The following is a 13,840-nucleotide window of genomic DNA, read 5'->3' as shown; positions in this document are numbered from 1 at the left end:
TCCCGAGAAATAGGCTGATTTTCAGGGTAAATTCCCAGATAAAATCATTTTTATGCGGAAAACTAGCCTAACATCCTGTTTCATTTTCCTAAGAACTCACTTTATTTTTACTTGAGCCAAAATGTTAGCAAGGGTTTGGAGTGCGGCAATTATCGGCATCGATGCCATTAAAATCGGGGTAGAGGTGGATGTATCGGGGGGATTGCCCGGAATTGCCGTGGTGGGTTTACCCGATACCGCCGTGCAGGAGTCGAAAGAAAGGGTAAAAGCTTCCCTAAAAAATGCCGGATTTGCCTTTCCCATCCGCAAAATTGTCATCAATTTAAGTCCTGCCGATATCCGCAAAGAGGGTCCAATTTATGATTTACCGATTAGTATCGGCATTTTAGGGGCTTCCGAACAGGTAGAAGCCGATTTATTGGGGGATTTTCTCTTTTTAGGCGAATTATCCCTCGATGGTAGTTTGCGTCCCGTGGCGGGGGTTTTACCCATTGCTGCCGCTGCCGAAAAAATGGGGATTAAGGGTTTAGTGGTTCCCGCCGATAATGCCAAAGAAGCGGCCGTGGTCAAAGGCGTACAAGTGTATGGGTTTCGTCATCTATCGGAAGTGGTAAATTTCTTAAATGAACCCGATCGCCATTCACCGATGACTTTTAACGCTGCCGAGGAATTTGGGCGATCGCGAGTAAATCTCCCCGATCTCAAGGATGTTAAAGGTCAAGCCATTGGCCGTCGGGCCCTGGAAATTGCCGCAGCTGGAGGTCATAACCTAATTTTTGTCGGGCCACCGGGCAGCGGTAAAACCATGTTAGCGCGACGTTTACCCGGTATTCTGCCCCAGCTTACCTTTGCCGAATCCCTAGAAGTCTCCCAGATTCATTCCGTCGCTGGATTACTGAAAGATCGAGGTTCCCTGGTGCGCGAGCGTCCTTTTCGCAGTCCCCATCACTCCGCTTCCGGAGCGGCGCTGGTGGGAGGTGGCACTTATCCCCGACCGGGGGAAATCTCCCTTTCCCACCGTGGTATTTTATTTTTGGACGAATTAACGGAATTTAAGCGCAGTGTCTTGGAATATCTCCGACAACCCCTAGAGGATGGTTATGTGAGCATTTCTCGCACTCGTCTTTCCGTCGCTTTTCCGGCCCGTTTTACCTTGGTGGCCAGTACCAATCCCTGTCCCTGTGGTTATTACGGCGATTCGGTGCAACCCTGCAGCTGTTCCCCGCGACAACGGGAACAATATTGGGCGAAATTATCGGGGCCGCTTTTAGACCGTATTGACCTACAAGTGACGGTAAATCGCCTGAAACCGGAAGAAATGACCCAAGAGAGTCGGGGAGAAGCTTCTGAGCAAGTGCGGCAACGGGTACAAGGGGCCCGGCAAAAGGCCAGCGATCGCTTTCAGAATACGGGGATTCGCTCTAATGCGGAGATGAATTCCGAGCATTTGCGGCGTTTTTGCGCTCTGGATGATAGTAGTCGCCATATTTTAGAAGGGGCAATCCGAAAATTGGGTTTATCGGCCCGAGCAATGGATCGTATTCTCAAAGTTGCCCGCACCATTGCCGATTTAGGAGATAGTGAAATGCTGAAAAGTTCCCACGTTGCCGAAGCAATTCAGTATCGCACTCTCGATCGTTTAAGTTAGGGTTTGCGGCAAAAAGTTTGTTGGTGGGGTTAGGAGTCAGGAGTCTGGGGAGTCAGTGCTGATGAAAAAATTTTCACCACCACAGATGAAAGAGGTTTCTTTCCCCACACCCCACACCCCACACCCTACACCCTCTTTCAAGTCAGGAGTCAAGAATCGGGGGATTCTAAGCGTTTTTGCCATTCTTGATCGATTTTATCGGAGCGCTCGATCTCTTGTTCGAGATAGTCTTGATCGGTAGAATAACTAATATCAGCATCTGTAATCACTTTTTGGTCAGCAAATTGACGAGAGTAGTCCAGTTTTTGCTCTAATTCAGGATTATTTTGTGCTAATAGGTCTGCTCTTTTTTCTCGCTGTTGATTGCGTTGATTAACCCGCTCATTTCTCCACTGTAAAAAGAAATAACGACCGAGGGGAATCCCCAAAAAAGCACCGGCATAACTGAGGAGAAAACCGTAGATTCCTGTGACTATTGACCCCAGAGAACCGCTCAAATCCACACTATCACTGTTGAGCAAAGATCCTAAAACTAAAGCGAGGATAAAGTTAACCACCCCTAAACCTAAAGCTAGGATAATTTGACCGCTATCTGCTTCGCTAAACTTCCAGCGTTTTTCCTTTAGATAGGGGGAAACTGTTTGTAATTTTCTCTCTTTGGTTGTCACCTGTAGATCAGGAAAATAATAGATAATATCGCCTCGATCGGATACTTGCGGCAATCCATTAAAGCGAGTTAAAACTGGTAGTATATAATCTTCTGTCTCCTCATGACTGGGGGTAATACTATCGAGATAGGGGGCAATTTGTGGAGCGATAATCGAGCCACGATTATTTTGAATTACTTTACCGATAATTTGCCAGCGTCTCTCCTCTAAATTAAAATTAGGATCGCCATCGCCAAAAAGAAAAGAAAAAACTGCCTCGAGAAAATTCATCTTACTAGGGGGTTTGTCTGCCTTAACTTCCCGATCTCTTCTTTCGTAGTAGTTATTACCAAAATCGGGATAAAAAATCCAGAAAAAGTCCGTGGGAAAGAAGTTAATATTAATGTTATTATTTCCCGAATTGTTATCCGAGTCACTATCTTTAAACATTAAGCCGATCAGGATCGCTAGGATAGCCAGCAACAGGATTAAAATCGAAATAATTAAAACAATGCCGAAGGAAATGCGAATAACATAAAAAACTACTTTCCAGATTTTACTCCCGAAAGCTTTTAACTGCAATTGCCAATATTTATTCAGAAGAATCGACCGAAAATTTTCGGGGAAAAGATAGATAATCTCCCCCGTATCTGCTACCTGTAAATGTCCCCCCGCTTCCGCAGCTAAAGCTAATAATCCCTGTTGTGCAGCGTTAATCTCTAAACCTGATTTTGCCGCCACATCACCCACCGTAACCCGATAGCCTAATTTTTCGATCGATTGTAATAGAGACTCTTGGGGATTCATAGAAAATACTGTTCCTCTCGATTATCCTATTTTCTAGTGTAGTTTTGATTTTGTCTTTTTGGCAGCGGCTATCTGGATTGACAGGTGCGGCATTTTGGACTCGATCGAGAAAATATCGTTATAATTGTCCCAATAGTCGCAAAAAGCAGGGCTAAACTGTATAAATAGTTACTTTATAAGCAATTATCAGAGGTGAGCATGAATGCGTCGGAACAGGCAAAAGGATTAGAATTAACGGCGAAGATCGCCACACTCGTCAACCTGTTTAAACAACAATTCCCCGATGCAAAGGCAGATCTGAAACCTTGGCGCAATGATCCCCACACAAGGGAGTTAACGGATCCCGACTCGATCGATATCGCTTTCCATTTTCCGGGTTGGAGTCCCAGAATTCAAGGGCGCAGTATTCTGGTACAAATTCGTTTTCATCTCGATAGCGAGGATCAGCATCAGCGTTTGATTGGCTTAGAAATGCAGGCTTTTAACCATCAAGGAACCGCTTGGCGACTATCTACGGTGGAAAATTGGCAATTAGTCGGCAATTATCAACCCTCTCCTAAGGTGGCTGATAAGTTAAAATATTTCAGCCGGCAGGTGTTTGAAGTTTTTAAAAATGAGCATCGATAAGGCTCTTTCGGCACTCTCGGCAAAAGATCGTTATTCGATCGAGATTAAATCGGTCATAATGTCAAGCTATAGGACTAAATTAATTCTTGAAAGTGCTTCGCTTGAGCGGAAATTTTTAACATTTTTTCTGGTTGATCGTGAATCTCACTTTTTTGAGAAGGTTTACGGCTGCTCGTGGTTGTTTTAGACATACTGATATTTTTAATACTAACAAAGCGATATTGATAGTCCCGAAGAAAATCGGGTTGATTCCAAAATAAGCGTCCGATTTCACGACAATAGGAGACAAAGCATTTGGCTCCTTTTAATTGTTTAGTTATCGATGAATTAGAATCTCTGCTTTTCTTCATTTCCAGACAAAGGATAACTTTTTCAGAATTGGTATTAGCAATAATTATAAAGTCTGCACGCTTACACTCACCTTTACTACCAGTAAAAATTGTGCGGACATCAAAAAACTCATCTAGCTTAATCACAATACCTCGATCGGGTTTAGGCATTCCACTAATCACAAACGAATAGTTATCTTGATTTTCTGTCAGTTTCAGTAAATAACTATCTCGTTTGTACTCTTTTTTGTATTCCAACTCTACTATCGCACAATCCCTAATCATTTCTTTGAGGATAGCAATATCAGACATTACTCCTCACCCCAAATAATAGCCGTTTGAATACGATTCATATTTTCGATAGTAGTATCAAAACTACGCGCCTCAATACCCATTTTTGGATCAATTTTAGCGGGGTTTAAAGTGTGAAATTTGGTTTTTCTTTTTTGTCCTTTTAACATCTTTGAATCTTCTTCAGCAATATAGACTTTAACTTGATTAGCCGATAATAATTCCTCTTGTCTATAGCCTTCTTCTGCGGCAATTTGTTTCAGGTGTGGTTGATCATGGTTGAGCATAATTAATGTGTTTATTTCTTTGATAATATAATCACTGTGAGTAGTGATAAAAACTTTAATACCAATGTTGATCAGTCGAGCGAAAAGTTTAGCGATACGGCGTTGATTTTCTGGATGGAGATTTAATTCAGGTTCATCTACTATCAACAAATCTCCGATTCGAGCTTCGTGTCTTAAATAAAAGCCAATGTCTAAAAGAGAACGTACAGCACTAGAACTTTCATCCATCGATAGTCTAAGTTTTTTTCCTTTAGGAATGTAATAAAGTTCATCATTGCTAGTAATCATATATTGACCACCAATAATATCGGCAAAATCTTCTAAAATACTGGGATGATTTTCGGCAATAAAGCTAGTTTTTTTGACAATTGTTTCTATTTGTCTAGTAAAATCTACATTTTTTTTGACCGGTAGCGCATAATCCTGAGAAACATTAAATAACAGTTCCCTAGGATCAAAATTGCTATTTTTGCTAATTTCTTCCAGTAAACGATTACGAGCAAAATTTAACTCTTTGCGAAAAATTGCCGCTCCTGTTCTTTCTGCACTGGCAATAAATGGCCTAGGAAAAAACTGAGAGAAAATTATATCTTGGATGCTGTCGTAAATGATATCCTCAAGAAAATGCACTGGCAGATTTATTTTTTCTTTTTCTGTTAATAATGTAATGGATAAATAAGGCTCATTTTCATGTTTGCTAATCGAGATAATTTCCCATGTTGCTGTACTAATTTTCTTTTCATACTTCTTTTTAAATTGAATATTATCAAAATTTAATTCTATCTGAAAATCAACATTTTTAAACCTCTCCTCGTTGGCAGCAAAAACTTCAGGTATTTGTTGAATATATCTTTGACAACCTGTAGTAAGAATACTTTCACACTGTTGAACATACTCCTGTAGATCGAGACTAATTACACCATCAGAAAGTAGTTGCTCAATTTTTTCTTTGAGGCCAAATCTTGGCCCCGTTAATAGTCTTCGCCAAGTGTCTAAAAAACCGAATAAAGAATATGTAGCATAAGTTTTACCTGTATTATTACGACCACAGATAATTGTGAGGTCGCCTAGACTGAATTCTGCCTGTTTTAAAATGCCAAGATTTTTAATTTTAACTTTCATATTTGTCTTTCGGTTTAATATTCACGATTATAGATAATTGTGGGTAATTTGATCAAGTCCCAAACTATACATTCAACTTTGGTTATCAAGGTTACTTACAGAAATTATAACCTTTCTAAGGCTTTTCTCTCTTTTTCAGTTACTTCTCGCCATTGACCAGGTTGTAATCCTGTTAAGCATAATTTATTGTTTTTATCAATAGTAATGGCTGTTCTAATTAATCTTAAAGTGGGATAACCAACGGCTGCCGTCATCCTTCTTACCTGACGATTTCTTCCCTCAGTTAAGGTAATTTCTAACCAAGCGGTGGGGACAGATTTTCGATAACGAATCGGTGGCTCTCTGGGGGGTAAATCTGGTTCAAAATCTAGTAAATTAACTATTGCCGGTCGAGTGCGATAATCCTGAATAGGAAGACCTTGACGCAATTTTTCTAAAGCGTTTAGGTCTGGAATTCTTTCGACTTGTACCCAATAGGTGCGCGGATGAGCAAATTGACGATGACCTAAACGATGCTGTAATTGACCGTTATCTGTGAGTAATAATAATCCCTCGCTATCCCTATCTAAACGACCGACAGAATAGATATTCGGGATGGGAATATAATCTTTTAAAGTCGAGCGCCCATTTTCATCAGTAAACTGACATAATACATCGTAGGGTTTATAAAAAAGGATATATTTATTCAAGGGAAAAAGGAGTCAGGAGATAGGAGTCAGGAGTCAGGAGATAAGTAGTCGTGTAAAATAAATTTCCTAGTGAAGATAGGCAAAAGGCAAGAGGCAAAAGGCAAGAGGTAGTTAGATATGTTTAATTAATTTTGCCTGGGTACTTAACTGATAACTGATAACTGATAACTGATTACTGATTTAATCCCGTTGATGGGAGAATTGATAAGCGCCGACAATCGAGAGAAGAAGAGCGACGATTAACAAAATGGGGATAGCGAACCAAGGAAATTGATTAATATCGTAGGCTGCGGCTCTTAATCCCAGACTAGCATAGGTGAGGGGCAAGGCATAAACAATAATTTTTAATGGCCAGGGTAAGGTTTGGGGATCGAAAAAAGTTGCTCCTAAAAAAGACATCGGCACGATTAAAAAGTTATTATACAGACTGACACTTTCGAGGGATGTAACTCGCAATCCAACAATTGCCCCTAAACCGGCAAAGACGGCACAATTTAAGATTAAAACTAATAAAAAGAGGGGATTGAGAAAACTGGCAAATTTTCCTGTAAATAAGATAGCAATGAGAATCACCGATGCAGAAGTCATTACACCGCGCAAAATTCCCGCGAAAACTTTGCCTAAAAATAATGAGAGAGGATGGACGGGAAGTAATAATAATTCCTCGAAGGTTTTACTAAATAAGCGATCGCCACAGATGGAAAAGGTGGTTCCCCCGAAACTGATCGCCATTGAGGACAGGGCTACCATTCCGGGTAAAATAAATTCTAGATAAGAATCGCCGATCGAGGGTTTCATCGAGCGATCGAGGGCGCTTCCCAACCCCAACCCGAAACCGATAATATAGATTAGGGGAGAAACTAGACCGGTGGCGGCGATCTGAAGGACTCTCGCCCGTAAATCTAGCCATTCTCCCCAAAATACGGTTAAAGTGTCTGTTAATATCGTCTGAGCTTGAGCTAGTTTCACTGGTATTTTGGTTAATTAGTAAATATACTTTTAATAATAATTAACAATTGTCCCCTTTTTCAAGAGCGAGCTTTTCGGACTAGAAAAATAATCATCCTAAATCCGTTGAGCATGATGCTACTTAGGGTTTGTGGCAAAAGTGGCTAATGACTTGACCGCTCAAGCTTTCAAAAATAGTCCCTTCGGGTGCATCTCATCAGCTGTTAGGTGTTATATAGCGTTTTTCCGTCTGCTGAGGTACAAAAGTTATGGGTTTTAGGCAAAGGGGAAGAAAAATAGGCGTACCTCACCAGCTTAGGAAACGCTATATAACCAGCTACTTACTTACAAATCATCCAACAAGAGCGTTACTAACACCTTATCGACGCGATTACCGTCCATATCCACCACTTCCAAACGCAACCTTTGCCATTCAAAATGATCGGCAGCCCCCGGAATCCTACCAAGATGGGTAATAATAAAACCCCCTAAAGTGTGATAATTGCCCTGTTTTTCCCCCGGTAATTCACTGATTTCAAATAATTCTTTAAAATCTTCGATCGCCACTGTGCCATCAATCAACCAAGAACCATCTTCCCGCTGCACGATCTGTGCATCTTCAATATTATCTAATTGGGGTAAATCGCCGACAATTGCCTCTAAAATATCCTGGCGCGTCACCAATCCTTGAATCACCCCGTACTCATCCACTACCAAGGCAATATGATGACCACTTTGCTGCACTAATTCTAAAACTTTTAAACCCCTAGTGCTTTCCGGCACAAAAAGCGGCTGCTGTAAATCCTTCGTTAGGTCGAAACTTTCACCGGTTAAACAATCGGCCAATAAGTCTGTGACTTCAATTACCCCCAAAACCTCATCTAAACTGCCCTGACACACAGGAAAACGGGTATGATTGCTCTCAATTAGCTTCTGGCGATTAATTTCGGCACTATCTTCCAAATCTAACCAAACAACATCCGGACGCGTGGTCATAATCTGACTTACTCGGCGATCGCTCAATCCTAACACCCTTTCCACCATATCCTGTTCTGCTTCCTCAAAGGTTCCCGCTTCGGTTCCCTGTTTAAGCATAATTTTCAATTCTTCTTCCGTAATTGGGGAATCATTATTATTACCGCTAATCCCCAACAAACCGAGAATCAGATTAGTTGATTGACTCAAAAGATGGACAACAGGCGAAACAATTTTTGATAACCTATCGAGAGGACTAGCAACGAGGATAGCGATTTTTTCAGGATTACTTAAACCCAACCGTTTCGGAACCAATTCCCCCACCACTAGGGATAGATAGGTAATAATTAACACCACTAATCCTAATCCCAAAGCTTGACTATAGGGGGCTAAAACGGGAACTTGGGCCAATAATTGCGCCACACTGACCGATAAATTAGCCCCTCCGTAGGCCCCAGCAAAGATACCCACTAGGGTAATGCCAATCTGCACCGTCGATAAAATTTGATTGGGATCATTGGCCAATTTTAAGGCCACCGCCGCCCGTCGATCATCTCTGGCTAATTGTTCCAAACGGACTTTGCGGGCCGAGACAATGGCAATTTCCGAGAGAGCAAAGACTCCATTGAGGAGGATGAGGAAGAAGATAACAAGAATTTCGGTAGTCGCCGAGAACATGGTTAAAATTTACAGGTAAAAGGGCGGATAGTTGTTTGTATCATAGTGCGAGGATCGGTTAAGTTCAGTAAAGAATCATCTTGATTTTTAACGAGTTACGAAGGCTTGTGTCTGGAGGGGGTTACTCCCAGTATAAATGGGATAGGATCAAGTCCGCACTCTTAGCTCAGTTAGCAGTGAACAGTCAGGAGTGACCCATTGCCAGTCAAAAAAAGTTGTCCCTGGGAGAGTGGGGACAAACTAGCTCAATTTATTCGCCTGAAAAATTATGATCGCTACACCCGTATCATCGAAATCGAACCCTATCACGGAAATACGCTCCGGACTACCGACTATTTGCGGTTGGGAACAGGAAATCGCAGCGATTGTCAATCACGATGATCCGATCTTTTTACCGACAACAAATCTCAAATTAGACAATATTAAGGCTGGTTTTGCCTGTGCCTTGCATATGCACCAACCCACTATCCCGGCGGGTGTTAACGGGGAATTAATCTGCAATCTCCAGCATATGTTCGAAAATCTTGGGGATGGCGATAATCATAATGCCAGCGTTTTTGCCTGGTGTTACAGTCGCATGGGCGATTTTATCCCGGAATTGGTGGCGGAAGGCTGTAATCCCCGGATTATGCTCGATTATTCCGGCAATCTCCTCTGGGGTTTGGTGCAGATGGGACGGCAGGATATCCTCGATAAACTCAAATTAATCACCTGTAACAGTCAATATCAACCCTATGTGGAATGGTTGGGGACGATGTGGAGTCACGCGGTGGCTCCTTCCACACCGATTCCTGATCTAAAATTACAGATGCAAGCATGGCAAACCTATTTTGCCTCGATTTTTGGCGTGGATGCTCTAAAACGAGTCAAAGGGTTCTCTCCCCCGGAAATGCACCTTCCTAACCATCCCGATACCCTCTACGAGTATATTAAAGCTCTGAAAGAATGCGGCTATCGTTGGTTATTGGTACAGGAACACTCGGTGGAAAATCTCGACGGTTCGGGATTGAGTCAGGAACAAAAATATATTCCTAATCGCCTGGTGGCCCGCAATTCTCGGGGTGAAGTGATTGCGATTACTGCTTTGATTAAAACCCAGGGTTCCGACACCAAATTAGTTGCCCAAATGCAACCCTACCACGAGGCTAAATGCCGAGGTAAACAGCAAATCGGCGGCGTTTGGGTTCCTTCCCTAGGTTCCCAGATTGCCGATGGTGAAAATGGTGGCGTGATGATGAATGAATTTCCTCGCGATTTTCCCAATCCTTGGCGGGAAATGCAGGGGGGTTCCAGTGTGGCAGGATTTAACGGTACGGAATATCTGGAGTTAATCGAGGCTGCTGGCGTTAATCCCCAAGATTATCCCCCAATTCAAGCCGTACACCAGCATAAAATCTGGCAGCGAGTTAATCCGGATGCCGCTACCCCGGAAGCGGTAGAACAGGCGATCGTTGAGTTAAAACAGACCGACCACCGTTTTAGCATGGATGGGGCCTCTTGGACAAATGATCTCAGTTGGGTGCGCGGTTACGAAAATGTCCTCGAACCGATGAACCAATTAAGCGCTCAATTCCACGAGAAATATGATCCTTTAGTACAGGCGGATCCTAGCTTCACCCGACGACCGGATTATCTGGAGGCACTACTTTATAATTTGCTCGTGCAAACCAGTTGTTTCCGTTATTGGGGCCAGGGTACTTGGACCGATTATGCCCGCACTTTATACGCAAGAGGCGCGGCCTTAACCCGCTAGGATAGTAAGCTATCTAGGGCGCAGAATCTGCGCCCTATTAGCACAAGTGTATTAAACTAAATCCTGTTAAAAAGGTATCGGGGAGCGGCGAAAAACAATCCATCTTCTTTACATTAATTTACGAACGTTCTCTTAACTGTTTTTTAGCTTACCAAACAGCCCCAAGGTGATTCTCCCCGTTGGCAACCCTAATCCCGCAACAATTAGAGGCAACACCGATGATGACTGGCGCTTCCCCTGCTTTCCACCCACCCGCCGATTCTTCCGGGGTAAAAGTGCAGTGCCATGGACGAGTATTATGGCTAGGCATAGGTTGCATCCAGGGCACGGAGAAAGCGGTCATAGATAGGGCAATTAGGGCTGTTTTTCAGCGTTATCACCTCTCTTTAGCCGCTATTGCCGGTATCGCCACCCTTAATATCAAAGCTGATGAACGGGGTTTAATTACCTACTGTCAGGAGAAAGGATTGCCCCTAAAAACCTTTACTGCCGAGGAGTTGAGAGATATTAATGTCCCCAATCCCTCAGCCATTGTCAACAAGCAAGGGGGAACTCCTAGCGTTGCTGAGGCTGCCGCTTTAAAAATGGGCGAGATTTTGCTAGTCAGCAAGCAAATAGAAGCAAAATCGGTGACGGTGGCAGTTTCTTTGGCGGCAAGGGAATATAGAGGATACGAAATCGATGCTTAAACAGGTTTTATTTCTTAGTAATGGTCATGGTGAGGATTTAAATGCTAGTTTAATTGTGGGGAAATTACAAAAAATTCAGCCCCAATTATCTATAGCTGCTTTGCCTTTAGTGGGAGAGGGAAAAGCTTATCAAAAATTGCCAGTACCAATTATTGCCCCCACTGCCACTATGCCATCGGGGGGAATTATTTATACCAATCCTTTTAATTGGATTAAAGATATTGGCGCGGGATTAATCGGTCTAACTATTAAACAAATTCAGGCAGCTTTTAAAGTTAGCAAGAATTGTGATTTATTGATAGCAGTGGGGGATATTGTGCCGATTGCGATCGCTCGTTCAACTGGTCGTCCTTTTGTGGCTTTTATTGTTTCTACTTCCAGTTATTACGAAGGTACAATTAAATTACCTTTACTGACAGAATTATGTTTAAGATCAGACAAGTGTTTAAGGGTTTTTACCAGAGATAAATATACAGCAACAGACCTACAAAATCGGGGTATTAAAAAAGCGATTTTTGCTGGTTATCCGATTATGGATGTCTTAACACCAACGGGTAAAGATTTAGAATTAGATAGTCAAATTCCCATGATTGCTTTATTAGCGGGGAGTCGTTTACCCGAAGCTTTGAGTAATTTAGCTTTACAGTTACAAGTCTGTGAGGAAATAGTTAAAATTAAACCGATGCAGTTTCGGGCTGCTATCATTCCTAGCATCAGAGAAACCGACTTAGAAAATTTGGCTAAACAAGAGGGATGGCATTATTTAGGAGCGGGAAAACTAGAGAAAAATGGGGCTTTATTGTGCTGTTATCGTGATGCTTTTGCCGATATTCTACACCATTGTGACGCTTGTTTAGCCATGGCGGGGACAGCAGTAGAACAAGCGGTAGGATTAGGAAAACCCGTCCTACAAATACCCGGATTTGGACCCCAATTTACCTACCCTTTTGCTGAGGCACAAATGCGCTTATTAGGGGAATCGGTGATAACTATTGGAAAGAAACCCACGGAGGTGAATTTATTTAAAAATGCTGCGGTTAAAATTGTCGATATTTTGGCAGATTCTCAGTATTTACATAGATGTTTAGAGAACGGTAAAATTAGAGTGGGAGAATCTGGAGGTAGCAGGAATATTGCCGAAGAAATTTATATGAAATTAGGGTGTTAAGTAGCTGGTTATAATTAAATTAAAAATGGATTTTAGGTTTGATCCCCCCTACCCCCCTTGATAAGGGGGGTGCCGGTAGGCGGGGGGATCCCCCCTTGATAAGGGGGGTGCCGATTACCCCTTAATCTCCCCTTAATAAGAGGGCGCCGATCCCCCCTACCCCCCTTGATAAGGGGGGCGCCGATCCCCCCTTAATCCCCCCTTGATAAGGGGGGCGCCTGAAAGTTTTTAATACCTACCTACTTAGGGCAGCGTAATCCAGCTTAAAATGAGCTCAATTACCTTCTAATTAAACATCGTCATTTTCCCGAACAGATAAAAACTCAGCCACCGCTTGATTAAAAGTTTCAGGTTCCCCTAAAAATGCCCAATGATTACCCGGTATCTTTTTAATCTCTAGAGAAGTTAAATACTTTTTATAGGATTGAATTTGCCAAGTAGTGCGATTTAATCCTTGTTGAGGAAGGATTAATAAACTGGGAATATCTAAAGCTTTAGTTAATCCAGCAAACCCCATGACATCCTCAAAAATTTCCCCGCGTGCCGATAAAGTAAATTTACTGCTCCAACTGCCATCCGCTTTTTGTTCAATGGCATTTTTAAACACCTCTTGCTGTAAATTTGACCAACCTTTATATTGTTTTAATTGACGAGCGATCGCTTCTATGCTCTGATAACTATCAAAGGAACGAGTAATCTTTAAAAAGGGCAAAACTTGATAGAGAATTGGAAAAGTTATCCTAATCCAACTAGGCATTTTATCGATAAAAAAGGGATCGACTAAAATTAAACTCTTAAATACTTCCGGCTGTTGAGTTGCCCAAATCGCCGCTATTTTAGCACTCCAAGAATGACCTAAAATATGTGCTTGCGTCCAACCTAAATGATTAATTAAAGCCCTTAAATCGCCGATATAATCCTGAAAGTGATAACCGGTTGTTGGTTTACCGCTTTCCCCATGTCCCCGCAAATCTGGGGCAATAACTTGATAATTTGAGCGTAAATAATCGCCCAAACTTGACCAAACCAGAGCATGATCCGCCATGCCGTGCAATAATAGTAGAGGCATACCTCGATCGCTCCATTGTAAATAGGAAATTGCCATCGAGTTATTGGTAAAAGTCTGGCGTTGTGGCATAAATTCTCGACCGATTTTTATTCTATAATTTAAATATCACTTAA

At 42.2% G+C, this 13,840-nt stretch carries 12 protein-coding genes; 5 read left to right on the top strand and 7 right to left on the bottom strand.

Annotation, left to right across the window (positions count from 1 at the left end; translation table 11 throughout):
• Window positions 1-121: 121 nt before the first annotated feature.
• Window positions 122-1,648 (top strand): YifB family Mg chelatase-like AAA ATPase, encoded by a 1,527-nt coding sequence (locus ACQY1X_RS08455; RefSeq protein WP_430014369.1) that lies wholly within the window; start codon window positions 122-124, stop codon window positions 1,646-1,648.
• Window positions 1,649-1,797: 149 nt separating this feature from the next.
• On the opposite strand, the gene ACQY1X_RS08450 is transcribed toward ACQY1X_RS08455, so the two are convergent.
• Window positions 1,798-3,102, bottom strand: coding sequence for a hypothetical protein (locus tag ACQY1X_RS08450; RefSeq protein ID WP_430014368.1), 1,305 nt, complete (start codon window positions 3,100-3,102; stop codon window positions 1,798-1,800).
• A 198-nt stretch (window positions 3,103-3,300) separates the two neighbouring features.
• Between ACQY1X_RS08450 and ACQY1X_RS08445 the strand changes: the two genes are divergently transcribed.
• Entirely contained in the window at window positions 3,301-3,729 is a 429-nt protein-coding gene (locus tag ACQY1X_RS08445) for a hypothetical protein (protein ID WP_002743840.1), read from the top strand.
• A gap of 74 nt (window positions 3,730-3,803) precedes the next feature.
• Here the strand turns inward: ACQY1X_RS08445 and ACQY1X_RS08440 are convergent, their stop codons facing one another.
• From ACQY1X_RS08440 to ACQY1X_RS08420, 5 genes are all read right to left on the bottom strand, one after another.
• Complete coding sequence (locus tag ACQY1X_RS08440) at window positions 3,804-4,370, bottom strand: hypothetical protein (RefSeq protein WP_430014367.1); 567 nt, start codon at window positions 4,368-4,370, stop codon at window positions 3,804-3,806.
• Window positions 4,370-5,758, bottom strand: coding sequence for an AAA family ATPase (locus tag ACQY1X_RS08435; RefSeq protein ID WP_430014366.1), 1,389 nt, complete (start codon window positions 5,756-5,758; stop codon window positions 4,370-4,372). The genes ACQY1X_RS08440 and ACQY1X_RS08435 overlap by 1 nt, the downstream gene beginning before the upstream one ends.
• A gap of 104 nt (window positions 5,759-5,862) precedes the next feature.
• On the bottom strand, window positions 5,863-6,447 hold the full coding sequence (locus tag ACQY1X_RS08430; RefSeq protein ID WP_002751273.1) for a pseudouridine synthase: 585 nt from the start codon (window positions 6,445-6,447) through the stop codon (window positions 5,863-5,865).
• 180 nt (window positions 6,448-6,627) lie between these two features.
• Complete coding sequence (locus ACQY1X_RS08425; RefSeq protein ID WP_002751275.1) at window positions 6,628-7,416, bottom strand: ABC transporter permease; 789 nt, start codon at window positions 7,414-7,416, stop codon at window positions 6,628-6,630.
• A 324-nt stretch (window positions 7,417-7,740) separates the two neighbouring features.
• Window positions 7,741-9,048, bottom strand: a complete 1,308-nt coding sequence (locus tag ACQY1X_RS08420; RefSeq protein ID WP_430014365.1) for a hemolysin family protein — start codon at window positions 9,046-9,048, stop codon at window positions 7,741-7,743.
• A 268-nt stretch (window positions 9,049-9,316) separates the two neighbouring features.
• Between ACQY1X_RS08420 and ACQY1X_RS08415 the strand changes: the two genes are divergently transcribed.
• The 3 genes from ACQY1X_RS08415 (at window position 9,317) to ACQY1X_RS08405 (ending at window position 12,658) form a co-directional block, all read left to right on the top strand.
• On the top strand, window positions 9,317-10,801 hold the full coding sequence (locus ACQY1X_RS08415) for a glycosyl hydrolase family 57 (protein ID WP_430015579.1): 1,485 nt from the start codon (window positions 9,317-9,319) through the stop codon (window positions 10,799-10,801).
• Between the two features lie 221 nt (window positions 10,802-11,022).
• Window positions 11,023-11,490: a cobalamin biosynthesis protein gene (locus tag ACQY1X_RS08410; protein WP_430014656.1), complete on the top strand. Its 468-nt coding sequence runs from the start codon at window positions 11,023-11,025 to the stop codon at window positions 11,488-11,490.
• Complete coding sequence (locus tag ACQY1X_RS08405; protein ID WP_430015578.1) at window positions 11,483-12,658, top strand: lipid-A-disaccharide synthase-related protein; 1,176 nt, start codon at window positions 11,483-11,485, stop codon at window positions 12,656-12,658. The genes ACQY1X_RS08410 and ACQY1X_RS08405 overlap by 8 nt, the downstream gene beginning before the upstream one ends.
• A gap of 289 nt (window positions 12,659-12,947) precedes the next feature.
• Here ACQY1X_RS08405 and ACQY1X_RS08400 read toward each other — a convergent pair whose 3' ends face one another.
• Window positions 12,948-13,796 carry an alpha/beta fold hydrolase gene (locus tag ACQY1X_RS08400; RefSeq protein ID WP_069475407.1) on the bottom strand — a complete coding sequence of 283 codons (849 nt, stop codon included), beginning with the start codon at window positions 13,794-13,796 and terminating at the stop codon, window positions 12,948-12,950.
• Window positions 13,797-13,840: the final 44 nt, after the last annotated feature.

Source organism: Microcystis protocystis FBCC-A270 (assembly GCF_050500235.1).
Classification (GTDB): Bacteria; Cyanobacteriota; Cyanobacteriia; order Cyanobacteriales; family Microcystaceae; genus Microcystis; species Microcystis ichthyoblabe_A.
This window is presented reverse-complemented; position numbering and strand designations above follow the sequence as displayed.

Bases quoted from the DNA above. Each gene is read 5' to 3' on its own strand.
- ACQY1X_RS08455 (WP_430014369.1), top strand. From the start codon at position 122: ATGTTAGCAAGGGTTTGGAGTGCGGCAATTATCGGCATCGATGCCATT.
- ACQY1X_RS08450 (WP_430014368.1), bottom strand. From the start codon at position 3,102: ATGAATCCCCAAGAGTCTCTATTACAATCGATCGAAAAATTAGGCTAT.
- ACQY1X_RS08445 (WP_002743840.1), top strand. From the start codon at position 3,301: ATGAATGCGTCGGAACAGGCAAAAGGATTAGAATTAACGGCGAAGATC.
- ACQY1X_RS08440 (WP_430014367.1), bottom strand. From the start codon at position 4,370: ATGTCTGATATTGCTATCCTCAAAGAAATGATTAGGGATTGTGCGATA.
- ACQY1X_RS08435 (WP_430014366.1), bottom strand. From the start codon at position 5,758: ATGAAAGTTAAAATTAAAAATCTTGGCATTTTAAAACAGGCAGAATTC.
- ACQY1X_RS08420 (WP_430014365.1), bottom strand. From the start codon at position 9,048: ATGTTCTCGGCGACTACCGAAATTCTTGTTATCTTCTTCCTCATCCTC.
- ACQY1X_RS08415 (WP_430015579.1), top strand. From the start codon at position 9,317: ATGATCGCTACACCCGTATCATCGAAATCGAACCCTATCACGGAAATA.
- ACQY1X_RS08410 (WP_430014656.1), top strand. From the start codon at position 11,023: ATGACTGGCGCTTCCCCTGCTTTCCACCCACCCGCCGATTCTTCCGGG.
- ACQY1X_RS08405 (WP_430015578.1), top strand. From the start codon at position 11,483: ATGCTTAAACAGGTTTTATTTCTTAGTAATGGTCATGGTGAGGATTTA.
- ACQY1X_RS08400 (WP_069475407.1), bottom strand. From the start codon at position 13,796: ATGCCACAACGCCAGACTTTTACCAATAACTCGATGGCAATTTCCTAT.